General features: G+C 42.8%; 19 protein-coding genes and 1 tRNA gene. 9 read left to right on the top strand and 11 right to left on the bottom strand.

All coding sequences use genetic code 11. The annotated features are described in order from the left end of the window. Window positions 1-71 precede the first annotated feature (71 nt). Window positions 72-1,379 (top strand): glutamine-hydrolyzing GMP synthase, encoded by a 1,308-nt coding sequence (gene guaA / locus AB5443_RS14135; protein WP_277134692.1) that lies wholly within the window; start codon window positions 72-74, stop codon window positions 1,377-1,379. 490 nt (window positions 1,380-1,869) lie between these two features. On the opposite strand, the gene AB5443_RS14140 is transcribed toward guaA, so the two are convergent. The 4 genes from AB5443_RS14140 to AB5443_RS14155 form a co-directional block, all read right to left on the bottom strand. Further along, on the bottom strand, window positions 1,870-2,511 hold the full coding sequence (locus AB5443_RS14140) for an ankyrin repeat domain-containing protein (protein WP_277134693.1): 642 nt from the start codon (window positions 2,509-2,511) through the stop codon (window positions 1,870-1,872). 199 nt (window positions 2,512-2,710) lie between these two features. Next, window positions 2,711-3,217, bottom strand: a complete 507-nt coding sequence (locus AB5443_RS14145) for a hypothetical protein (protein ID WP_277134694.1) — start codon at window positions 3,215-3,217, stop codon at window positions 2,711-2,713. 89 nt (window positions 3,218-3,306) lie between these two features. After that, a complete protein-coding gene (locus AB5443_RS14150) occupies window positions 3,307-3,960 on the bottom strand; it encodes a hypothetical protein (protein WP_277134695.1) in 654 nt (217 codons plus the stop codon). Window positions 3,961-4,034: 74 nt separating this feature from the next. Next, a tRNA-Met gene (locus AB5443_RS14155) sits at window positions 4,035-4,108 on the bottom strand. A gap of 224 nt (window positions 4,109-4,332) precedes the next feature. On the opposite strand from AB5443_RS14155, the gene AB5443_RS14160 reads away from it, so the two are divergent. The 4 genes from AB5443_RS14160 to AB5443_RS14175 all read left to right on the top strand — a co-directional run bounded on the left by AB5443_RS14160 (window position 4,333) and on the right by AB5443_RS14175 (window position 9,190). Then, on the top strand, window positions 4,333-4,719 hold the full coding sequence (locus AB5443_RS14160) for an START-like domain-containing protein (protein WP_073343905.1): 387 nt from the start codon (window positions 4,333-4,335) through the stop codon (window positions 4,717-4,719). Window positions 4,720-4,795: 76 nt separating this feature from the next. Beyond that, window positions 4,796-6,694: an LptF/LptG family permease gene (locus AB5443_RS14165; protein WP_195661820.1), complete on the top strand. Its 1,899-nt coding sequence runs from the start codon at window positions 4,796-4,798 to the stop codon at window positions 6,692-6,694. Between the two features lie 5 nt (window positions 6,695-6,699). Beyond that, window positions 6,700-7,914 (top strand): bifunctional 3,4-dihydroxy-2-butanone-4-phosphate synthase/GTP cyclohydrolase II, encoded by a 1,215-nt coding sequence (locus AB5443_RS14170; RefSeq protein ID WP_022139952.1) that lies wholly within the window; start codon window positions 6,700-6,702, stop codon window positions 7,912-7,914. Window positions 7,915-7,996: 82 nt separating this feature from the next. Continuing rightward, window positions 7,997-9,190 carry a pyridoxal phosphate-dependent aminotransferase gene (locus tag AB5443_RS14175; RefSeq protein WP_044653813.1) on the top strand — a complete coding sequence of 398 codons (1,194 nt, stop codon included), beginning with the start codon at window positions 7,997-7,999 and terminating at the stop codon, window positions 9,188-9,190. A 134-nt stretch (window positions 9,191-9,324) separates the two neighbouring features. Here the strand turns inward: AB5443_RS14175 and AB5443_RS14180 are convergent, their stop codons facing one another. Continuing rightward, window positions 9,325-9,495 (bottom strand): DUF362 domain-containing protein, encoded by a 171-nt coding sequence (locus AB5443_RS14180; protein WP_002559159.1) that lies wholly within the window; start codon window positions 9,493-9,495, stop codon window positions 9,325-9,327. Window positions 9,496-9,675: 180 nt separating this feature from the next. Between AB5443_RS14180 and metA the strand changes: the two genes are divergently transcribed. The 4 genes from metA to AB5443_RS14200 are packed head-to-tail and all read left to right on the top strand — an operon-like array spanning window position 9,676 to window position 14,005. Continuing rightward, a complete protein-coding gene (gene metA, locus AB5443_RS14185; RefSeq protein ID WP_195407989.1) occupies window positions 9,676-10,593 on the top strand; it encodes a homoserine O-succinyltransferase in 918 nt (305 codons plus the stop codon). Then, window positions 10,590-12,419, top strand: coding sequence for a U32 family peptidase (locus tag AB5443_RS14190; protein ID WP_277134696.1), 1,830 nt, complete (start codon window positions 10,590-10,592; stop codon window positions 12,417-12,419). The genes metA and AB5443_RS14190 overlap by 4 nt, the downstream gene beginning before the upstream one ends. Then, complete coding sequence (locus AB5443_RS14195; RefSeq protein ID WP_277134697.1) at window positions 12,416-13,474, top strand: zinc ribbon domain-containing protein; 1,059 nt, start codon at window positions 12,416-12,418, stop codon at window positions 13,472-13,474. The genes AB5443_RS14190 and AB5443_RS14195 overlap by 4 nt, the downstream gene beginning before the upstream one ends. A gap of 39 nt (window positions 13,475-13,513) precedes the next feature. Further along, on the top strand, window positions 13,514-14,005 hold the full coding sequence (locus tag AB5443_RS14200) for an N-acetyltransferase family protein (protein WP_368113373.1): 492 nt from the start codon (window positions 13,514-13,516) through the stop codon (window positions 14,003-14,005). Window positions 14,006-14,578: 573 nt separating this feature from the next. Here the strand turns inward: AB5443_RS14200 and AB5443_RS14205 are convergent. The 6 genes from AB5443_RS14205 to AB5443_RS14230 all read right to left on the bottom strand — a co-directional run bounded on the left by AB5443_RS14205 (window position 14,579) and on the right by AB5443_RS14230 (window position 22,623). After that, window positions 14,579-17,026 carry a TonB-dependent receptor gene (locus AB5443_RS14205; RefSeq protein ID WP_073343914.1) on the bottom strand — a complete coding sequence of 816 codons (2,448 nt, stop codon included), beginning with the start codon at window positions 17,024-17,026 and terminating at the stop codon, window positions 14,579-14,581. Between the two features lie 90 nt (window positions 17,027-17,116). Continuing rightward, a complete protein-coding gene (locus tag AB5443_RS14210; protein WP_195661615.1) occupies window positions 17,117-17,719 on the bottom strand; it encodes a response regulator transcription factor in 603 nt (200 codons plus the stop codon). Between the two features lie 17 nt (window positions 17,720-17,736). Next, window positions 17,737-19,389 (bottom strand): NAD(P)/FAD-dependent oxidoreductase, encoded by a 1,653-nt coding sequence (locus AB5443_RS14215; RefSeq protein WP_277134699.1) that lies wholly within the window; start codon window positions 19,387-19,389, stop codon window positions 17,737-17,739. Between the two features lie 42 nt (window positions 19,390-19,431). Next, a complete protein-coding gene (locus AB5443_RS14220; protein WP_195661819.1) occupies window positions 19,432-19,806 on the bottom strand; it encodes a GxxExxY protein in 375 nt (124 codons plus the stop codon). Window positions 19,807-19,867: 61 nt separating this feature from the next. Then, complete coding sequence (radA, locus tag AB5443_RS14225) at window positions 19,868-21,235, bottom strand: DNA repair protein RadA (protein WP_277134700.1); 1,368 nt, start codon at window positions 21,233-21,235, stop codon at window positions 19,868-19,870. A gap of 350 nt (window positions 21,236-21,585) precedes the next feature. Beyond that, window positions 21,586-22,623, bottom strand: a complete 1,038-nt coding sequence (locus AB5443_RS14230; protein ID WP_368113367.1) for an asparaginase — start codon at window positions 22,621-22,623, stop codon at window positions 21,586-21,588. Between the last annotated feature and the right edge of the window lie 185 nt (window positions 22,624-22,808).

Raw genomic sequence — 22,808 nt, forward strand, 5'->3', positions numbered from 1 at the left:
AATATTTATATTTGCGGACAAGTTGGAACTAAAGCCGAACTATTGACAATAACATAATTAAAAAGAATCAGATGAAACAGGACATGATTGTTATCCTTGACTTGGGTAGTCATGAGAATACGGTATTGGCTCGCGCCATCCGTGCGTTAGGAGTGTATAGTGAGATTTATCCTCACGACATCACAGTGGAAGAACTGAAAGCATTGCCCAACGTAAAGGGTATTATTATCAATGGCGGACCGAACAATGTGATTGACGGTGTATCTATTGATGTAAATCCGGGTATTTATACAATGGGTATCCCTGTCATGGCAGCCGGTCACGATAAAGCGACTTGTGCAGTAAAACTGGCAGAATTTACAGACGATATTGAAGCTATTAAGAATGCTGTGAAATCTTTCGTCTTCGATACTTGCAAAGCTGAAGCCAACTGGAACATGACGAACTTTGTGAACGACCAGATAGAACTGGTTAAGCGTCAGGTAGGTGATAAGAAAGTGCTGTTGGCTCTGTCCGGTGGAGTGGATAGCTCTGTGGTAGCTGCTTTGCTTTTGAAGGCAATCGGTGACAATTTAGTATGTGTACACGTAAATCATGGCTTGATGCGTAAAGGGGAGTCTGAAGATGTGGTTGAAGTGTTCAAAAATCAGTTGAAGGCAAATCTTATTTATGTAGACGTCACCGACCGTTTCCTGAATAAACTGGCAGGCGTGGAAGATCCCGAACAAAAACGTAAAATCATCGGTGGTGAATTTATCCGTGTATTTGAAGAAGAAGCACGCAAACTGGATGGTATCGACTTCTTGGCTCAGGGTACTATTTATCCGGATATTGTAGAAAGTGGAACAAAGACTGCCAAAATGGTGAAATCCCATCATAATGTAGGCGGTCTGCCCGAAGACCTTAAATTCGAACTTGTAGAACCTTTACGTCAACTGTTCAAGGATGAAGTCCGTGCCTGTGGTTTGGAGTTGGGCTTGCCTTATGAGATGGTTTACCGTCAGCCTTTCCCCGGTCCCGGTTTAGGTGTGCGTTGCCTGGGTGCTATCACACGCGACCGTTTGGAAGCTGTACGTGAATCAGACGCTATCCTGCGTGAAGAATTTCAGATTGCCGGATTGGATAAGAAGGTATGGCAGTACTTCACGGTAGTACCAGATTTCAAATCTGTTGGTGTACGTGATAATGCCCGCTCTTTTGACTGGCCTGTTATTATTCGTGCCGTCAATACGGTAGATGCCATGACAGCTACCATTGAACCGATTGATTGGCCGATTCTGATGAAAATCACAGACCGTATTCTGAAAGAAGTGAAGAATGTAAATCGTGTTTGCTATGATATGTCGCCGAAACCCAATGCGACTATAGAATGGGAATAAAAGAACTTTTTAAATGATATTTCGATAGCCTCAATTTTTTGTAAGTTGAGGCTATTTTTATTGTTCAACATTGGCTTCTGGCAGAAATGTAATTGAGGATTTCACTATGATTTCGCGAAGAAGTAAAAAAGAAAAAGGCACCCAAGAGTGGAAGCCTCTCAAATGCCTTATTCTTATCAAGCGGGACCCGGGATGAATCGGGGGCTCATGATTAAAAATCTGCGTCTTCCAAAGGCTGACGCCTTTGAAAGCTACCGATAGATCTACTCCTTTTTGTTGATAATCAGTGATACATATGAATTTATGAAATATTGAGGTTTGATAGAAAAAAGATTTATTGTGAGGAAAATGATAAAATAGCGTTACCTTAGACGTTATTTCATAATGGATATAGCAACCGAATTGTAACATAGAATATCTATGTGTCTTCACCATCGCTGCTCCAATGTTGGAATGGGGATAGCAGAGACTCCTTTAAATCGCACCGTTTTTAGGGGGTAACTTTACCCAGAAGAGTGACTAATGAGTCATAATTATTACTCTTTGCTATTTGTAAAGGTGTTGAGCCGTCTTGGTCAGTTACATTGCGGTCTACGTTGTGTTTCAACAATGCTTTTACGGTCTGGATATCATTCCTTTGTGTCGCTTCAATTATAGGGTAGAAAGTATAATCTCCACCGCAATTTCCAGCACCATTCGGATTCGCTCCTACGTCTAACAACAACGAGGCTGTCTCCGAGTTTGAGTTTATACAAGCCAGCGACAGGGCTGTCAATCCATTTTCGTTATACACTTTATTTACATCCTCTTTTTGTGTAATCAAAAACTTTAATATATCGACTTTATTGAAGTAAACTGCCGCATAAACGATGTCGTACTCATAGATGTCGTCCGAGAGACATTGCTCTTTGTCCGCTCCATCATTTAGCAACTTTATAACCCCTGCTAAATCACCTTTGCCACAAGCTTCACCCAGTCGTGTTGCCTTGTAGTTACCTATCTCGACAACATATCCATCGATTTTCGTCGTATCTTGAGTGATGATTGCTGGATATGTGCTACCTGATTTTGATTGACCGATAGAACAACCACAGAATAATAAGCACAAAATTAAAGTCAGGATATTTTTCATTATATATAATATATTAATTTATAATTTCAATGTGAGTAGCAGCTTTCTTACTATCAAATTTAACATTACTTGAGTTGGCTATTCCCGCGAAAGGATGTATGATCTTCTTGGCAGAACTTTCTTTCGATAGCTCTATAATAAATTATACATGCTTTCAGAGATACAATATAGTCTGTTTCGTCAATTTTATATTTTGCATTTACTTCTTCTTTTTTTGATACAGCAATATGTTGAATTTATCATAAGTGAGACATAAAAAATCATCTGAAACTATTAGCGTTTGCCAAAGAGAGTAAGAATCGAATGAAAATTTATCATCGGTTTCATAATCAGAATCGAAATAGTCCACAAACCGTATATATGAGACCGAATCTGAAATATCACATCCATACTGTTTCAATAAATTAATATGATCTTCACCAATATGATACCTATCAGTGCCAAAATAGTGTTCAGTTTCATCTTTTTCGTACACAAACCGTGCTCGGTATCTATGCTTTACAGTAATGATTATAGTATCATGGCTAAATTGCACGGTCGTATTAAGTAGTACATTTCTTAGGGAGTCACTAGGTGGATCGTATTGATATTCATGCAATCGCATCAAATCCCACTCTGTGACGTAGTCTGGAATTACTCTTTTTGTTTGAGCATCGCACGAAAAAAGCATAAAGAGAACACCTACTATTGTAATTATCAGTTTCATTATTTATGATTTTTATAAACGTTATTTTCTTCATTACATATAATCTCAAACTATCAATATTTTATTTTTCTCTGAGTTTCAATGAAGGACTATTGCTTTTTAGTGGCTGTTTTCTTAACGATAACAGTAGTCAAACTATCCAGATCCCACTCTTGCCATGGTTGAGACTCCAATACAATTAATTCTCGCAAGAGAATGTCTTCCCCAGGGGTGTCCCTTATGCTAAACTCTTTAAGATTTGGACAGCCTGTTAAATCTAGTGTCTCAAGCAGGTTTTCCTCCAAATAAAGGTCTTCGAGAGATGGGCAATTCTCAATATTTACAAATGTTAACTGGTTATGGTAAGCAAGAACACGTTCCAATTTCGGACAGTTTTTTATAACCAAAGAGTCTATAAAGCCAAATGAGGTATTCATCTGCGATAGAAACTTGAAGTTGTTAACACTAAAACATCCACTTGTGTTTCGTGGATACCCCTTTGGGTCAAAAAAGGTTATACTGCTAAGTTTATACACCCCGTCTCTTTTTAATGCGATAAATCCCCAAAACAAAGGCCACTTAGGATTATAGCCTAACACCTCTCCATTAGTTTTCGACTCGATATTTGACTGTTGTGATAGAAAGGAGTTTATCTGTGCCACCTCATATGGATCATAGGCTCTATTCTCGTAAAGCAATATTATATATGTTGTGATTGCAAGAACAACAAGAGTCGCTAAGCCAATTATATGCTTTTTTTTCATAATTCCGTCACTTGCTAAAAAAAGAAAAAGGCACCCAAGAGTGGAAGCCTCCCAAATGCCTTATTCTTATCAAGTAGCGGGACCCGGGATTGAACCGGGGACCTCATGATTATGAATCATGCGCTCTAACCAGCTGAGCTATCCCGCCATCGTTTCTCGATTGCGGGTGCAAAGATAGATGTTTTTTCATAATCTCCAAAACAATTCTGTATTTTTTTTGTTTTTTTCTTTAGGAAAGGTTTCCATTTTCCCTATAAATAGGGAGTTTGAGGACCAATAGTGAAAGAATAATTAAATAAAGTGTCTGATTTATACCGTGTATTCAGAAAAAAGTATTTATCTTGGCACACGTAAAAACAATTCGAAATTGCTATGAAAAAGGAAAAGATTCATTTGGAATATTTATTGAACGCAACCTCTAAAAATATTCTTTGGGGAGCTATTAGTACACCTACCGGGTTGGAGGACTGGTTTGCTGACAAAGTGATATCCGATGATAAGATAGTAGAATTCCATTGGGGGAAAACTGAACAGAGGGTAGCTGAGATTATAGCCATCCGTGCTTTCTCTTTCATCCGTTTCCGTTGGCAGGATGATGAAAACGAACGCGATTACTTCGAAATCAAAATGACGTATAATGAGTTGACAAGTGACTATGTATTAGAAATTACCGATTTCGCAGAGCCGGATGAAGTGGCTGATATGAAAGAATTATGGGAGTCACAGGTAACTAAATTAAGAAGAACTTGCGGTTTTTAGTTAACTTTCAACTAAAAATTTTCGATGCTCCTTTTTTTGTGCTAATTTTGCGTCTTAAATGCACGAACCTATTAAGATGCTACGCATAAAGAAATTAGATATATTCATTGTAAAGAGCTTTTTCATGCTCTTTATAGGCACATTCTTCATTTGTCTGTTCATCTTTATGATGCAGTTCTTGTGGAGATATGTAGACGAATTGGTCGGAAAAGGATTGGAGATGAGCGTAATGGCTCAATTCTTCTTTTATTCCGCATTGACATTAGTGCCAGTATCGTTGCCGTTGGCAGTGCTACTGGCTTCTTTGATTACTTTCGGTAACTTCGGTGAGCGTTACGAACTGCTTGCGATGAAGGCTGCGGGTATCTCCCTGCTCAAAATCATGCGTCCGCTTGCGTTCTTTGTATGCGGGCTGGTCGGCGTTTCATTCTATTTCCAAAACGTAGTTGGCCCTATTGCCCAGGCTAAACTGGGAACCCTGATTCTTTCGATGAAACAGAAATCTCCGGAACTGGATATTCCCGAAGGCGTATTCTATTCCGAGATAAAGGATTATAATCTGAAAGTTGCCAGGAAAAACCGGAAAACAGGTATGCTCTATGATGTCCTGATTTATAATATGAAGGACGGATTCGAAAATGCGCATATCATCTATGCAGACTCCGGCCGTATGGAAATGACGGCTGACAAACAGCATCTTTGGCTGCATCTGTATAGCGGCGACTTGTTTGAGAATCTGAAAGCACAGAGTATGAAATCGCAGAATGTACCCTATCGGCGTGAATCATTCAGGGAGAAACATACATTGATTGAATTTGACTCCGACTTTAATATGGCGGACGAAAGTATCATGAGCAATCAGTCCAGTGCCAAGAATATGACGATGTTGCAGGCTTCCATCGACTCGATGAAAGTGTTGGGAGACAGCATCGGAAGGCAGTATTACCGGGAAGTGGCCGAAGGGAATTTCCGCCCTTCTTATGGATTGAGCAAAGAAGATACGGTCAAAATTGAGAATGCGAATATACAGGAGTATAATGTGGACAGTCTTTATGCCGCCGCATCGCTGACGCAGAAGCAGAAGGTGTTATCTTCTGCCACGAGTCGTGCCGAAAATGTGTCCAGTGACCTTAGTTTCAAGAAATTCACAATGGAGAATAATGATTATGCCATCCGGAAGCATAAGACGGAATGGCATAAGAAGATTACCATTTCCCTTTCTTGTCTGCTATTCTTCTTTATCGGAGCACCCTTAGGCGGTATTATCCGCAAAGGTGGTCTGGGTATGCCGGTAATCGTATCGGTACTGGTGTTTATCATTTATTATATCATTGATAACACGGGTTATAAGATGGCGCGTGACGGTAAATGGATTGTGTGGATGGGAATGTGGACAAGTAGTGCGGTTCTCGCTCCGTTGGGCATCTTCCTTACTTACAAATCGAACAAGGACTCTGTGGTGCTGAATGCCGATGCGTATATTAACTGGTTTAAGAAGGTTGCCGGAATCCGTAGCGTGCGTCATTTGTTCAAGAAAGAGGTTATCATTCATGACCCGGACTACGGACGCATACCGGGAGAATTGGAACAGCTTACGGCGGAATGTCAGGCATATGTTACCCGCAATCAGTTGATGAAAGCGCCCAATTACTTCAAGTTATGGATGGCAGGTGAGAAGGATGATGAAGTAATGGCTATCAATGACAGGCTGGAAGCATTGGTGGAAGAAATGTCCAATACCAAGTCGGCTACTTTGATAGGAGCATTAAACAATTATCCTGTCATTCCCGTTTCTGCTCATATACGACCGTTCCATATTTATTGGCTGAATCTGGTAGCCGGGGTGATTTTCCCCGTGGGATTGTTTTTCTATTTCCGCATTTGGGCGTTCCGTATTCGTCTGGCGAAAGACATGGAACGGATTATAAAGAATAACGAACAAGTTCAATTCATCATACAGAAAATTAATAAATAATTGATATGGAAGAGATTAAAATGGATAGAATAGAAGACGCGATTGCCGACTTCAAGGAAGGTAAGTTTGTCATAGTAGTAGATGATGAAGACCGCGAAAATGAAGGTGACCTGATTATTGCCGCTGAAAAGATAACTCCCGAGAATGTAAACTTCATGTTGAAACACGCACGTGGAGTGCTTTGCGCACCTATCACAGTGTCCCGTTGCAAGGAGCTGGATTTGCCGCATCAGGTGAGTGATAATACTTCCGTACTGGGAACTCCTTTTACGGTTACTATCGATAAACTGGAAGGCTGCTCCACCGGAGTATCTGCTTCCGACCGTGCCGCTACAATTCGGGCATTGGCCGATCCTACTTCCACGCCGGCTACTTTCGGACGTCCGGGACACGTCAATCCGTTGTATGCACAGGAAAAGGGAGTGCTTCGCCGTGCGGGACATACGGAAGCTGCTGTTGATATGGCACGTTTGGCAGGACTTTACCCGGCTGGCGCTTTGATGGAAATCATGAGCGACGACGGTACGATGGCACGTCTTCCCGAACTTCGCAAAATGGCAGATGAATATGACTTGAAGTTGATTTCTATTCACGACCTGATCGCTTACCGCTTGGAACAGGAATCAATCGTAGAGAAAGGGGTAGAGGTAAATATGCCTACCGAACATGGGATGTTCCGCTTGATTCCTTTCCGTCAGAAGTCGAACGGACTGGAGCACATGGCTATATTTAAAGGTACGTGGAGTGCGGACGAACCGATTTTGGTGCGTGTTCATTCATCTTGCGCTACCGGAGACATTCTCGGTTCACAGCGTTGTGACTGTGGCGAACAGTTGCATAAAGCCATGGAAATGATTGAAAAAGAAGGAAAAGGCGTAGTCGTTTACCTGAATCAGGAAGGTCGGGGCATCGGTCTGATGGAAAAGATGAAAGCCTATAAACTTCAGGAAGACGGAATGGATACTGTTGACGCTAACATTTGCCTGGGACACCTCGCCGACGAACGTGACTATGGTGTAGGTGCACAGATTCTTCGCGAACTGGGAGTGCACAAGATGAGACTTTTGACAAATAATCCGGTGAAACGTGTCGGTCTTGAAGCCTATGGATTGGAAATAGTAGAAAATGTACCTGTTGAAACCGTTCCTAATCCGTACAATGAACGCTACCTGCTAACAAAGAAAGAAAGAATGGGGCATACTTTACATTTTAATAAGTAAATTGCCGATTTGTTTTCATATATCAAATATTATCGCTTATTTTGCAACGATTTTCACTCAACAACAATAAAATAGATACAAAATGAATCAATTATCAGATCGTTTGAACAGCTTGTCGCCGTCGGCGACGCTTGCCATGTCGCAGAAGAGCAACGAGCTTAAGGCACAAGGCGTTGATGTTATTAACTTAAGTGTAGGAGAACCGGATTTCAATACTCCTGACCACATCAAAGAAGCTGCAAAAAAAGCCATAGATGATAACTTCTCCCGTTACTCTCCGGTACCGGGCTATCCGGCTTTGCGCAACGCTATTGTTGAGAAACTGAAAAAAGAAAACGGTCTGGAATATACAGCAGCCCAGATTTCTTGTGCAAACGGTGCAAAACAGTCTGTTTGTAATACAATCCTCGTATTGGTAAATCCGGGTGACGAAGTTATCGTTCCGGCTCCTTACTGGGTAAGCTACCCGGAAATGGTGAAAATGGCGGAAGGTACTCCCGTTATCGTTTCGGCAGGTATCGAACAGGATTTCAAGATTACTCCCGAACAGTTGGAAGCTGCCATTACCCCGAAGACTAAAGCGTTGATTCTTTGCTCTCCGTCCAATCCGACAGGTTCTGTATATACAAAAGAAGAATTGGCCGGCTTGTCTGCCGTACTGGCTAAGTATCCGCAGGTAATCGTGATTGCTGACGAAATCTACGAACATATCAATTATATCGGCGCGCACCAAAGCATTGCACAGTTCCCCGAAATGAAGGAACGTACAGTGATTGTAAACGGTGTGTCAAAGGCTTACGCTATGACCGGATGGAGAATCGGTTTCATCGCCGGACCGGAATGGATTGTAAAGGCTTGCAACAAATTGCAGGGTCAATACACTTCAGGCCCTTGCTCCGTATCTCAGAAGGCTGCTGAGGCTGCATATGTAGGTACTCAGGAACCGGTAAAGGAAATGCAGAAAGCATTCGAACGTCGTCGCGACCTGATTGTGAAACTGGCAAAGGAAGTTCCGGGATTTGAAGTAAACGTTCCGCAAGGCGCTTTCTATTTGTTCCCGAAATGTGACGCTTTCTTCGGAAAGAGCAACGGTGACCGTAAGATTGCAGACTCGGACGACTTGGCAATGTACCTGCTCGAAGAAGCTCATGTAGCTTGTGTAGGCGGTGCTTCTTTCGGTGCTCCTGAATGTATCCGTATGAGTTATGCTACAAGCGATGAGAATATCGTGGAAGCTATCCGTCGTATCAAGGAAGCATTGGCTAAATTGAAATAAGCGGTTCTTATATAGAATAAAAAGGCAGTGGGCGGTTTCCTTGGAAATCGCCCACTGTTTTTTTATTGTTGAGAAGAGATAATAAAAAAGGCTGCCTTCCGTGGAAAGCAGCCTATACTTTTTTGTAGATTGTATTATTCAGCCGGGTGAATAGCTTCAGACGGACAAACGTCTGCGCAAGTTCCACAGTCAGTACATACATCCGGGTTGATAGAATAGATATCACCTTCAGAGATAGCTTCTACCGGACACTCGTCGATACAAGTTCCGCAAGCAATACAATCGTCACTAATTACGTAAGCCATTTTTCTAAGATTTAAATTATTAGTACTAATTTCTTCCGCAAAAATAAGGCTTTTATTGATTGGTTGTTATGCTTCTATGATTAAATTGACTTAATTTGTACGTCTTCTAAATAAGCAACGTCCCTATTATGTGCTATATTTTTCGTATTTTTGTGCTCAAATTACTAATATATAGCGATTATGCCTTTAAATTTACCCGATAAACTACCTGCGATAGAGCTATTGAAGGAAGAGAATATTTTCGTTATCGACACTTCCCGCGCTACGCAGCAGGACATTCGTCCGCTACGGATTGTGATTCTGAACCTGATGCCGTTGAAGATTACGACGGAAACGGACTTGGTGCGCTTACTTTCAAATACTCCGCTTCAGGTGGAGATTTCTTTTATGAAGATCAAGAGCCATACGTCCAAGAATACGCCGATAGAACATATGAAAACGTTCTATACGGATTTCGACCAGATGCGTCACGAGAAGTACGACGGTATGATTATCACCGGAGCTCCTGTGGAACAGATGGACTTCGAGGAAGTGACTTATTGGGATGAGATTACGGAAATCTTTGACTGGGCACGTACGCATGTGACTTCTACCTTATATATATGCTGGGCTGCGCAAGCCGGATTGTATCATCATTACGGGATTCCCAAGTATCCGCTGGAAAAGAAGATGTTCGGTATCTTCGAGCATCGGGTATTGGAACCTTACCACTCTATTTTCCGTGGTTTTGATGATTGTTTCTATGTACCCCACAGCCGCCACACGGAAGTGCGGCGGGAAGATATACTGAAAGTTCCGGAGTTGACGTTGCTCTCCGAGTCGGAAGAGGCGGGAGTATATATGGCGATGGCACGCGGTGGGCGTGAATTCTTCGTGACCGGACACTCGGAATATTCTCCTTTGACATTGGATACGGAATATCGTCGTGACCTGGATAAAGGCTTGCCGATAGAGATTCCCCGTAATTATTACGTGGATGATGATCCTGATAAAGGCCCGTTGGTACGTTGGCGTGCCCATGCCAATCTGTTGTTCTCCAACTGGCTGAACTACTTCGTTTATCAGGAAACTCCCTACAATATTAATGATATTAAATGATAAAGCAGCGTAAAATAGAACTTCTCGCTCCGGCGAAAAATCTGGAATGTGGTATTGAAGCTATCAATCATGGTGCGGATGCCGTATATATCGGTGCTCCGAAGTTCGGTGCACGTGCGGCGGCTGTGAATTCTTTGGAAGATATCGAGGCATTGGTGCAGCATGCCCATTTGTATAATGCACGTATCTATGTCACTGTCAATACCATTCTGAAAGAAGAGGAACTGCAAGAGACGGAAGAGATGATTCATGCCCTGTACCGGATTGGTGTGGATGCGCTGATTGTACAGGACATGGGGATTACCAAACTGAATCTTCCGCCGATACCGCTTCATGCCAGTACGCAGATGGACAACCGTACGCCTGAGAAGGTGAAATTCCTTTGGGAAACAGGCTTTCGCCAGGTTGTGCTGGCGCGGGAATTATCGTTGCGTGAGATAAAGAAGATACATGATACTTGCCCCGAAGTGCCTTTGGAAGTATTTGTACATGGAGCGCTTTGTGTCAGTTATAGCGGGCAGTGCTATGTCAGTCAGGCTTGTTTCGGACGTAGCGCGAACCGGGGAGAATGTGCGCAGTTCTGCCGTTTGCCTTTTAGTCTGGTCGATTCGGACGGAAAAGTAATTGTTAAGGATAAACATTTGCTTTCTCTGAAAGATATGAATCAGAGTGATGAATTGGAGCAGTTACTGGATGCCGGAGCTTCTTCGTTCAAGATAGAGGGGCGGCTGAAAGATGTGTCTTATGTAAAGAATGTGACGGCTGCTTATCGCCGGAAGCTGGATGCTATCTTTGCCCGTCGGCAGGAATATGTAAGAGCGTCTTCGGGAACTTGCCGTTATGAGTTCAAACCGCAGTTGGATAAGAGTTTCAGCCGTGGATTTACTCATTATTTCCTGCATGGGCGTGATAAGGAAATCTCCTCTTTCGATACTCCCAAGTCATTGGGAGAGGAAATGGGAACGATGAAGGAAGCCCGTGGCAATTATCTGACAGTTGCCGGACTGAAATCCTTTAATAATGGAGACGGCGTTTGCTATATCGACGAGCAGGGACGTTTGCAGGGATTTCGTATCAACCGGGTGGATAGCAATAAACTGTATCCACAGGAGATGCCCCGTATCAAACCCCGTACGACACTGTATCGTAATTTCGACCAGGAATTTGAACGTGTACTTTCACGGAAGTCGGCCGAAAGGAAGATTGCAGTCAATATATTGCTCGCTGATAATGAGTTCGGCTTCTCGCTGACGTTGACCGATGAGGATGATAACAGCGTCACGCTGAGTCTTTCCCGCGAAAAGGAATTGGCACGTACACCGCAGACGGAGAACCTGAAAACGCAGCTTGCAAAATTGGGAAATACGCCTTTCGAAGCGAAAGAGATAGAAGTCTCATTTGTGGAAAACTGGTTTCTGCCCGCTTCGGCATTGGCTGATTTTCGTCGGCAGGCAATAGATAAGTTAATGGCTGCCCGCCGGATAAACTATCGTCAGGAATTGGCTGTATGGAAACAGACGAATCATGCTTTCCCGCAAACGGCATTGACCTACTTGGGAAATGTGATGAACAGCCGTGCGGCTTCTTTCTATGAAGAGCATGGGGTGCAGCGTGTTGCTATGGCTTACGAGAAAGAAGCGGTGGAAGATGCGGTATTGATGTTCTGCAAACATTGTTTGCGTTATAGCATGGGATGGTGTCCCATTCATCAGCGGGTGCGCTCACCTTATAAAGAACCTTATTATTTGGTATCGAATGATGGCAAACGTTTCCGTCTGGAATTTGATTGCAAGAATTGTCAAATGAAAGTAAAAGCGGAGCAATGAGAATAATTCACCACAGAGGACGCGGAGGACACAGCGTATCAGGGCATTTTCCCGAAACCGGCTTTTTGAATGGTTGGTGGGAGAATCTGTTTTCCTTTGTCTTTTTCGTACCCTTTGTGGTGGTTCTGCTGTTTTTCTTCTCGTCTTGTCATTATACTCGTCCCAATCTTTCCTCTGAAGAGATGTCGCAGAAAACGAAGGACTCTCTGAATTACCTTTATGAACGGCATTATACCTGGAACACGAACCTGGAATTAACGGCGGATTCCGTCTCGTTGGAGTGCCTGCCTATCAAGGATACGTATATTGACCTCTACCGGGGCGACCGCGTGGTGGTAGCCGAATTTGCCGTGCACCCTGCCGATAGTGTGGATAGTATTTGGGTGAAACTGGCACATACACAGGATGAACAGGGGTGGATACGTGAGGTGGAACTGAAGCGGTCTTTTGTTCCTACGGATAGTATTTCTCAGGCCATCCATTTGTTTAGTGATACGCACGCTTCCTATTTTGTGGTTATATTCGCGTTGTTTGTCGGTGTTTGGCTGCTTCGTGCTTTCCGTCGGAAACAGTTGCAGATGGTGTATTTCAATGATATTGACAGTGTTTATCCGTTGTTCCTCTGTCTGTTGATGGCTTTCAGTGCAACGATTTATGAGTCCATGCAGGTTTTTACACCGGAAACATGGGAACATTTCTATTTCAATCCTACCTTGTCGCCTTTTAAAGTTCCTTTCATTCTTTCAGTCTTTTTGCTGAGTATCTGGTTATTTTTAATTGTCGCATTGGCGGTGCTTGATGACTTGTTCCGCCAGTTGACTCCGGCGGCGGCAATCTTTTATTTGTTGGGGTTGATGTCCTGTTGTATTTTCTGCTATTTCTTCTTTATTTTGATGGTTCATGTATATGTAGGTTATTTATTCCTCGCTCTTTTCATTCTTGTTTTTGCGAAGAAAGTGCATCAGAATAGTGGCTATAAATATCGTTGCGGACATTGTGGGGAGAAATTGAAAGAGAAGGGTGTGTGCCCGCATTGCGGGGCAATCAATGAATAATTCTATTGTTTATTTCATTTCCGAATAACTTTTTAGATGATGAATATCAGGTCTACCAAATTAAAAGAGCTTCCTTTAGTAATGGAGATTTATGACTGTGCCCGTGCTTTTATGCGGGCGACCGGAAACACTACCCAGTGGGTCAACGGTTATCCGTCCGAAGCATTTATCCGTCAGGAGATTGAAGAGGGGCATAGCTTTGTCTGTGCGGATGAACAAGGGGTGATATCAGGTACTTTTTGTTTTATATTGGGTGATGACCCTACTTATCAGCATATTTATGAGGGAGCATGGTTGAATGACGAACCTTATGGGGTAGTGCACCGGTTGGCAACGAACGGCATAAGGAAAGGGGTGGCGGCAGCTTGTCTGGACTGGTGCTTTCAACGGATGCCGAATGTCCGGGTGGATACACATCGGGATAATAAGGTCATGCAGCATATCTTGGAGAAGCATGGGTTTCAGCGTTGCGGTATCATCTATGTAAAGGATGGTACGGAGCGTATTGCTTATCAGAAGATACTTGTTTGATAAACTCGGTCTTATTCTTTTGGCTGAGTTTAGTCCATTTTTGCACGGATATGAGCCAAGTATTTAGCTTCATCAAGATTTAAAATGATATAATTATCTTGCACACCTACACTCTTTGCATCTATTCGATTGATACATAGAAATATAAGTGCGTGCAAGATACCGTTGCAGATGTGTGCAAGATAAAAGTATCTTGCACGCTGTCTGCTGTGATTACTTGGCTATTCATTCCTGTTAACGGTAGTTCCCATTTGTTTCAAGCACTTGAAACAAAGTGTTCATAGGCTTGGAACAAAGTGTTTACTTACTTGAAACAAAGTGTTTCTCTATAGCAAACACTTTGTTTCATTACTTTGAACAAGTCATTTGATGCCTTGATTCTATAAATGACTGCATAGTTTTTGGGAATTATCAGGAACTTTTTGAAAAAGACAAAGCGTGCAAGATACTTTTATCTTGCACACATCTGCAACGGTATCTTGCACACACTTATATTTCTATGTATCAATTTGATAGATGCAAAGAGTGCAGGTGTGCAAGATAATTATATCATTTTAAACTCTATACGAAATTTTAGAACCGGCAGCGAAGATCTATCCCGAACTGTACCGGACGCCCTTTCTGCATGAATCCTTTATTCATGGTTTCAAAATAGAAAGCTGCATAGCTTTTATTCAAGAAATTGCGTGCCCAAAAACTAATCATGGCATCTCCGATTTCGAGATTCGTTCTCCAGTTCAATGTCCCGTAGAAAGATTGGCTTACGTCATTCCGTTCCGTCCAGTAGATACGCCCGGCAGCATTATAATTCGCTTGGAATACTACACGGTCGAATATGGAGCGCGGACTACAAGTGATGGCATATTCTCCACCGATATTCAGGGTATGTTTGGGAACGAAGGGGACATATTTGCCGTTATAGTCATCTTTTACAGTGAGGTTTCCCTCTTTATCCTTTTCATATTCAACGTAGTCTGTAAAGGTAGCATAAGTATATCCGTAGCTTACGTTCAGGCTTAGTTCATTAGTCAAACTGGCACGGAGAGAGGCTTCCGCACCGTAGCTACGGCTTTTTCCGGCATTGAGAGTCGTACGTCCTAATCCACTTGCTGCGAACTGGGAAATCTGTTGGTCATGCATATCCATGTAGAAAGCGGAAAGGTCAGCCCAAAGTTTACCTTCCCAAAGAGTCAGATGGCTTCCTACTTCATAGTTCCATGAATATTCAGGTTTATAGCGAGTAGCTTCTTTTACTTCGGGAACTTCATCTTTCTTTGCATATTGGTCAATGATAGCAGCAAATTTGGAGAACTCATCGCTTTCCTTTATGGCATCTATCATTGAGTTTTTTAAATCTCCACTGATTAGGTCAGAGAACATTTGTACGTTGTAGCCACCGGAACGATAACCTTTTGATACGGTTGCATATACATTGTTTCCTTTTCCCCATTCGTATTGTAATGCGAACTTGGGGAGAAGCTGGACATAATCGTCTGATATTTTTCCGTCATAACCGGCATTTGCGAGCAGATTTTTAGCTTCTAATGACATAGATGGCATTGGGGGAGGAGCCATCATTTTCATGCTGAAGTTGAAATCAGTAGGGTCGCTCACAGAAGTATACTTCATGCTCATCTTTTCGTAATCCAAACGTAAGCCGATAGTAAAGGATAATCCTTTTACAAAGAGGTCATTCAATGTCGATTGATGGAAAACTGCCGCATTCCAAATAGGAGTACTGAAGTCTCCACCTACCAATAATGTAGGGTTATTAACAGTCAAATGTAATTTGGGAGCCGAAGGCTTCATGCCATCAAAAATGTTGTTTACATTTCCTTCAATAACATTTTTAACCCCGTCTTCCCAAAATGTCACAGGGCCTTTGGTATTCAATGTTTGGTATAAACCGAAAACTCCTGTTGCCCATTGCCATCTTTTATTCGCTTTTGATTTGAATACAATCTCTTCAGAAACAGTATTAGACTTCTGTTTCTGTTCTAGTGTATAGATTGCCTTTTCTGTAAAATCCTGGTCTAGGAACATACGGTCATTCAGGTTTTGATAACCTGTGACAGCACTAAGAATGAAGTTCCGTGCCTGGTATTCCAAATTGACTCCGGCATTCGTTAATCCGCGGCGATAACTGCTACGTTCGTTATATGAAATCTTTCCGATGTAGTCGGCACGGTCTTCAGTAAGCTCTTTCCCTTTTCTTTTAGCTTCTGCTATACCGTTTTGGGTAATCCCGGTATAATAATAAGGATAACCACCCTGATCGCTATATTCATAACTAAGCGCCATATCTATTTTCAGATTCGATGTCGGCATATAAATACCACGGAAACGCCCGCCGCCGGCATTGCTTTTATCCACCTTTTCATTATTTCGTGCCGAATTTTCAAAGAAACCGCCCGTATGCTCATAAAAACCTCCGGTGGAGAAAGCGAAACGGTCGGATATACGGTGATAATGAGTCAGTGAAACATTGTAGTTGTTGTAGGTCGCTGCTCCCATTCGTATATCGGTTCCTTGATAAGTGAAAGGCGATTTGGTATGCACTTTGATAAGCCCGCCCATCGTGTTACGACCGTACAATGTTCCTTGTGGGCCGCGAAGTACGTCGATACGTTCGATGTCACAATAATTAAAATCGAATGCGGATTTATCAATATAAGGGATATTGTCTACATAAAGTCCGACGGACGGAGTATTGATACGTGAACCGATTCCACGGATATAAATAGAGGTTGTCAGTTTGGAACCATAATCCGGGATAAATAAGTTGGGGACAATACCCGTCAGGTTTTTTACAGAGTTAACCTGGTTGGCACGCATGTTCTCTTGCGATAGAACGGTGGCGGCTACGGGTAAATCACGCAGTTTGCGGTTCTCTTTCGGAGTGGCGATTACTACCACTTCTTCTATGTCCACTACTTTTAGTGAGTCTTTCGGAAAATCTTCAGCCCATGCAGTCCCTGTCGTTAGGAGAGTGAGGGCAAGCATCATATTCTTTGTCTTCATTCGCGGTTAATTTGTCTGGTGCAAAGAAACGGCAAATATAGTTAACTGGCAATCCTCATTTATTAGGATTGTGATTTATTTTTTAAGGAATCAGATTCGGTCTGCTTCAATATACCCGTTCATTACAGCATAAATAGTCAGGCCGGATACCGATTTGATACCTAATTTCTCCGTGATATTCTTCCGGTGGGTGATGACGGTGGTCAGACTGATATTTAGTTTGTCTGCTATTTCTTTGTTGATTAATCCTTTGGTTACCAACACAAGCACTTCAATTTCACGAGCGGATAAAATTTCCTGATGCGGCTCTATCGGAGTCATGGGCGGCATATCTTTCACCGGATAACCGTTGTGGTGGGCATGTTGATGAAGTTTCAATATACTTTTCACCAATTCTTCTTCAGATTCATGAATATTGAGTACAGGGACGCCGGATAGTTGGAATTGCGGGCTGTCGCTTGCCAGTACGATGGTTTTCCGTTTCCGGGGAAGGAAGAAAGCGTTGTGCTCTACATAAATTTGTGCGGAAATAAAATAATGGGCATACATATCCGGGGTGTCATCCATCAGTTCGTTGAAATGATGGAAAGTACGTATGGTTGCCATAGGAATCATTTCCTCTAAAATACCTTTCAGTCCAAGGCAAGTAAGGGTGTTTGATTCAACAATTGCTATTTCGGGTTGGGGCTTCATCGGCTTATGTGTTTGGGTTAATGATTCAAATAGTTGGCTACCGCTTCCGCACATCGTTCTCCGTCTACTCCGGCAGAAACAATTCCACCGGCATAGCCTGCACCCTCTCCGCAAGGGAATAGTCCACGAACGGTTACATGTTGCAATGTCTCTTTGTCGCGTATGATGCGGACAGGGGAAGAGGTACGTGTCTCTACTCCAATCATCACTGCCTCATTCGTGAGGAAGCCATGACTGCTGCGTCCGAATTGCTGGAAACCGAGAGATAACCTTTTGCTGATAAACTCCGGCATCCAAAAGTGAAGCGGGGAAGAAATCAATCCCGGTGCATATGAAGATTCGGGCAGGTCATAACTTAATTTCTTACGGGTGAAATCCGACATACGTTGTGCCGGAGCCGTCTGCCGTCTGCCACCTTGCAACCAACACTGGCGTTCCAATTCTTCCTGAAAGTGAAGGACGGGGAGAAGTTGGGAGTTGAGAGTTGAGAGTCGGGAGTTGCTCAGAGATGGATTAAGAGCTAATAACTGCTCATTTTGTTGCGCAGCCAACTCTCCGTTCTCCATTCTCCACTCTCCACTTATTAAATCTTCCGGTTGTATTTCTACCACCATTCCCGAGTTGCTCCAACGTGAGCCGCGGTTGGAAGGAGACATGCCGTTTACTACGACTTGCTCCGGGCCACTGGCGGCAGGAACGATGAATCCACCGGGACACATACAGAAACTGTACACCCCTCTGCCTTCTGCTTGGGTTACGAAACTATATTCGGCAGCGGGCAGGTATTTTCCTCTTCCGTTCTTGTTGTGATATTGTATTTGGTCAATCAACATTGCCGGATGCTCCAGACGGACACCGACAGCGATTCCCTTTGCTTCAATCGTGACATCGTTTGCGGCTAGCCAACGGTAAACATCTCTCGCTGAATGTCCCGTAGCCAGTATCACAGGGCCGAGAAATGTTTTTCCCGTATTCGTCTCGATACCTTTTATTTCGTTGTTTTCAATAATCAGCGCATCCATCCGAGTCTCGAAATGGACTTCGCCGCCACATTCGATGATTGTATTCCGCATATTTTCAATGACACGCGGCAGTTTATCTGTTCCGATATGCGGATGCGCGTCTGCCAATATCGCCGTAGACGCTCCATGTTGGCAAAATACATTCAATATTTTGTCTACATTTCCTCTTTTCTTGCTGCGGGTATAGAGCTTTCCGTCCGAATAGGCTCCTGCTCCCCCTTCGCCAAAACTGTAATTTGATTCCGGATTTATCGTATGTTCCCTGCTGATTTGAGCTAAATCCTTTTTACGTTCGCGCACGTCTTTTCCGCGCTCTACGATAACCGGGCGTAAACCAAGTTCGATAAGCCGTAAGGCGGCAAATAGCCCGCCGGGGCCTGCCCCCACTACAATCACTTGTGGCTTTCCTTCTACCTTATTATATATAGTATGTTCGTACTCGTCGTCTTTGGGCATTTCATTGATGTAAACCTGTACCTTCAGATTGACAAATATAGTTCGTTGGCGTGCATCGATGCTCCGTTTCAGAATCCGGGTAGCATTGATGTTGCGTGGATTTATCCCTTTTTCCTCAGAAAGATATTCTTTCAGCCGTTGTTCGTTTGCTGCGATTTCGGGAAGGACACGGAGTTGGTATTCTTGTATCATATTTTTTCACCACAGAGGACACAGAGGTCACAGAGTTTAATTTTATAGAATGAAACGTTTAATTCCTTGTTTTAAATGGGCTACATTGAAATTTAGTAATAATCCATATTTCAGGTTACTAAGTTTCATATACGTTAGTAATTGGGCAGAATGTACAGGCTGTAGTGTTTCAACACTTTTCAGTTCTATAATGAGCTGATTGTCTATTAACAAATCTATTCTGTAATCTGTATCTAATTGAAACCCTTTATAGATTATAGGTAGTTTCTTTTGTCTTTCCACACTTATATTATTTTCTTTTAATTCGTAAAATAAACAGCTCTCATACGTACTTTCAAGTAAACCTGCTCCCAATTGGGTATGTACTTCAAAAGCCAATCCTAAAACCTTATTTGTTAAGACATTAATGTCCTGTATCATTACTAATTATTATTTAGTTTATTATTCCTCTGTGTCCTCCGTGTCCTCTGTGGTGAATCTAACCGAATAAAGCTCTGAAAGCCTCTTCTACCTTTCTGACAGGCACTAGCTCTATCTTCAATTTCTGTGTATCTATTCCTTGCAGATTATATTTCGGCAACAGGAAACGTTTGAAACCTAACTTTTCAGCTTCTCCGATACGCTGTTCTATCCTGTTCACGGGACGGATTTCTCCCGACAGCCCGATTTCTCCCGCCATGCAGACTTCCGGTTCGATAGCTGCGTCCATATTGGAAGAAAGAATAGCACTGATAACGGGCAAGTCGATAGCCGGGTCATTCACTTTCAGTCCCCCTGCAATATTCAGGAATACGTCTTTTTGTGCAAGCTTGAAGCCGACACGTTTTTCGAGAACAGCCAGCAGCATATTCATTCTTCTCAGATCGAAACCGGTTGCCGAACGTTGCGGATTTCCGTAAACAGCAGAACTTACCAAAGCCTGTGTCTCAATTAGGAACGGGCGAATCCCCTCAATGGCAGAAGCGATGGCAACCCCGCTCATTCCCTCATGGTCTTGACTTAGCAATAATTCAGAAGGGTTGCTCACTTGCCGCAATCCGTCCTGCCGCATTTCATAAATACCTAGTTCTGCCGTACTACCGAAACGGTTCTTGATGCTGCGCAGAATGCGGTACATATAGTGTTGGTCACCTTCAAATTGAAGGACAGTATCTACAATATGCTCCAATACTTTAGGGCCTGCAATGCTTCCTTCCTTATTAATATGTCCGATAAGCAATACCGGCGTATGTGTTTCTTTGGCAAAACGGAGAATGGATGCGGAACACTCCCTGACTTGCGCGATACTTCCGGGAGACGATTCTATATTTTCAGTAGAAATAGTCTGTATAGAGTCGATGATAACCAAATCGGGATTCGTGTTCTTAATATGCACATAAATCTGTTCGAGCGAAGTCTCGCAGACGATAAGGCAATCACAGGAAACACCGGAAAGGCGGTCGGCACGAAGTTTCAGTTGACGTGCACTCTCTTCGCCGGATACATAGAGAATCTTCTTCTCCGGCATATGCAGTACAGTCTGCATGACAAGCGTTGATTTGCCGATTCCCGGCTCGCCGCCTATCAGGACAAGAGAACCCTGTACAAGTCCGCCACCCAACACACGGTTCAATTCATCATCGTGCATATCAATGCGTGGTTCATCATCCGCTTCTATTTCACTGAGGACAACAGGTTTGGGCTTCTGCGTCTCAATGCCCGACACTGGTCGGCGGTTGGCCGGTTCTTTCCGTACGATTTCTTCTACATACGTATTCCATTCTCCACACGACGGACATTTGCCCACCCATTTCGGTGAGTCTTGTCCGCAGTTACTGCATACATATACGGTTTTCTCTTTTGCCATTTGTCTCTTATTCTAGTCAAAATTGTACTATAAACCTGCTTTCGGAGCAAAAGTAAGTATAAATAGCCCAAAGCACAAAACAAATCTCATCGATTTTAATTCAATTATGTAAAGCAAATCACAATAATAACTATTCTTGTTGTGATAATCCACAAAATACCGTTCAATATGAATAGTTTGCATATAAAGAGGATTTGGATTTGGTATTGGAACAGAATATTGAAATCTGATAAAACAGCAAAATGACCTTTGTTTTCTTAATGTATACATTATATATAAGGCATAATTTGTTCAACGCGCAAAACAAATTCATGGAAAATCTGTTCAATGCATAAAACAAATAGGGGGGCTTACAGAGTAATCTCTCCCGCCATCGACCGGTTCATCCGGTCGCGTACCTCATCCGGCGTATATCCGTGCCCCAACAGGAACATTAATTTTGTGACAGCCGACTCGGTCGTACTGTCGTAACCGGAGACAACACCTGCCTGCAATAACTGGTATCCCGTCTCGTAACGCTCCATCTCCACCATTCCTGCACTGCATTGTGTCACATTGACAATCACGATTCCACGTTCACTGGCCTGGCAAAGCCGGCGGATAAACCATTCTTTGCGGGGAGCGTTCCCCGAACCGTACGTTTCGAGTATAATCCCTTTCAACCCTTTTATATCTAAAATGGTAGCTACCACATTCTCCTGAATCCCCGGAAACAACTTCAATACCACTACATTCGTATCCAATAAATAATGCGGCTTCAATTCCCGCTCCTCTCCGTTCACATGAATCTGTACATTATTATATTTAATATGAATCCCCGCTTCCGCCAATACCGGATAATTGAACGACCGGAACGCATTGAAATTCTCCGCATTGATTTTCGTTGTCCGGTTGCCCCGCATCAAATGATTCTCAAAGAAGATGCAGACTTCCGGAACAAGCGCCTTTCCCTCTTTATTCTGTGCGATGGCAATCTCGATGCTCGTCATCAGATTTTCTTTCCCGTCCGTGCGAAGTACTCCGATGGGAAGTTGGGAACCGGTCAGGATAACAGGCTTGTTCAGTCCTTCCAACATAAAGCTGAGTGCGGAAGCAGTATAAGCCATCGTATCCGTGCCGTGCAGAATGACAAAACCCTGATAACGGTCATAGTTCTCGTGAATAATGGAAACTAGTTTCCGCCACATATCCGGTTCCATGTCCGAAGAATCCATCGGCGGGTCGAACTGATACGTATCAATCGGGAAGTTGAATTTCTGTAAATCGGGGACATGCTTTTGGAGCTGTTCAAAATTGAAGTTCTCCAATGCGCCTGTCACGGTGTTCTCAATCATTCCAATTGTTCCACCGGTGTATATTAACAATACGGAAGTATTTAGCGGGTTCATAAGCTGATTTGTACGTTCGTTTTCGCAAATATAATAATATAAATGGAATATTAATAGCAAAATGTCATAAATATGAAGAGGAATTACAAGACGGAAAGAAGCCGGAATATTCTTTTTATCAGAAAAAAACCGGAAAAAGTGATAGATTGAACGTTTTTATTATTACTTTTGCGACACTTATCAAA

Source organism: Bacteroides sp. RTP21281st1_H5_RTP21281_210402 (genome assembly GCF_040918965.1).
GTDB classification, from domain to species: Bacteria; Bacteroidota; Bacteroidia; order Bacteroidales; family Bacteroidaceae; genus Bacteroides; species Bacteroides congonensis.

What these genes read in the sequence shown, in the direction of transcription:
- guaA (WP_277134692.1), top strand. Translation starts at nt 72, where the DNA reads ATGAAACAGGACATGATTGTTATCCTTGACTTGGGTAGTCATGAGAAT.
- AB5443_RS14140 (WP_277134693.1), bottom strand. Translation starts at nt 2,511, where the DNA reads ATGAAAAATATCCTGACTTTAATTTTGTGCTTATTATTCTGTGGTTGT.
- AB5443_RS14145 (WP_277134694.1), bottom strand. Translation starts at nt 3,217, where the DNA reads ATGAAACTGATAATTACAATAGTAGGTGTTCTCTTTATGCTTTTTTCG.
- AB5443_RS14150 (WP_277134695.1), bottom strand. Translation starts at nt 3,960, where the DNA reads ATGAAAAAAAAGCATATAATTGGCTTAGCGACTCTTGTTGTTCTTGCA.
- AB5443_RS14160 (WP_073343905.1), top strand. Translation starts at nt 4,333, where the DNA reads ATGAAAAAGGAAAAGATTCATTTGGAATATTTATTGAACGCAACCTCT.
- AB5443_RS14165 (WP_195661820.1), top strand. Translation starts at nt 4,796, where the DNA reads ATGCTACGCATAAAGAAATTAGATATATTCATTGTAAAGAGCTTTTTC.
- AB5443_RS14170 (WP_022139952.1), top strand. Translation starts at nt 6,700, where the DNA reads ATGGAAGAGATTAAAATGGATAGAATAGAAGACGCGATTGCCGACTTC.
- AB5443_RS14175 (WP_044653813.1), top strand. Translation starts at nt 7,997, where the DNA reads ATGAATCAATTATCAGATCGTTTGAACAGCTTGTCGCCGTCGGCGACG.
- AB5443_RS14180 (WP_002559159.1), bottom strand. Translation starts at nt 9,495, where the DNA reads ATGGCTTACGTAATTAGTGACGATTGTATTGCTTGCGGAACTTGTATC.
- metA (WP_195407989.1), top strand. Translation starts at nt 9,676, where the DNA reads ATGCCTTTAAATTTACCCGATAAACTACCTGCGATAGAGCTATTGAAG.
- AB5443_RS14190 (WP_277134696.1), top strand. Translation starts at nt 10,590, where the DNA reads ATGATAAAGCAGCGTAAAATAGAACTTCTCGCTCCGGCGAAAAATCTG.
- AB5443_RS14195 (WP_277134697.1), top strand. Translation starts at nt 12,416, where the DNA reads ATGAGAATAATTCACCACAGAGGACGCGGAGGACACAGCGTATCAGGG.
- AB5443_RS14200 (WP_368113373.1), top strand. Translation starts at nt 13,514, where the DNA reads ATGAATATCAGGTCTACCAAATTAAAAGAGCTTCCTTTAGTAATGGAG.
- AB5443_RS14205 (WP_073343914.1), bottom strand. Translation starts at nt 17,026, where the DNA reads ATGAAGACAAAGAATATGATGCTTGCCCTCACTCTCCTAACGACAGGG.
- AB5443_RS14210 (WP_195661615.1), bottom strand. Translation starts at nt 17,719, where the DNA reads ATGAAGCCCCAACCCGAAATAGCAATTGTTGAATCAAACACCCTTACT.
- AB5443_RS14215 (WP_277134699.1), bottom strand. Translation starts at nt 19,389, where the DNA reads ATGATACAAGAATACCAACTCCGTGTCCTTCCCGAAATCGCAGCAAAC.
- radA (WP_277134700.1), bottom strand. Translation starts at nt 21,235, where the DNA reads ATGGCAAAAGAGAAAACCGTATATGTATGCAGTAACTGCGGACAAGAC.
- AB5443_RS14230 (WP_368113367.1), bottom strand. Translation starts at nt 22,623, where the DNA reads ATGAACCCGCTAAATACTTCCGTATTGTTAATATACACCGGTGGAACA.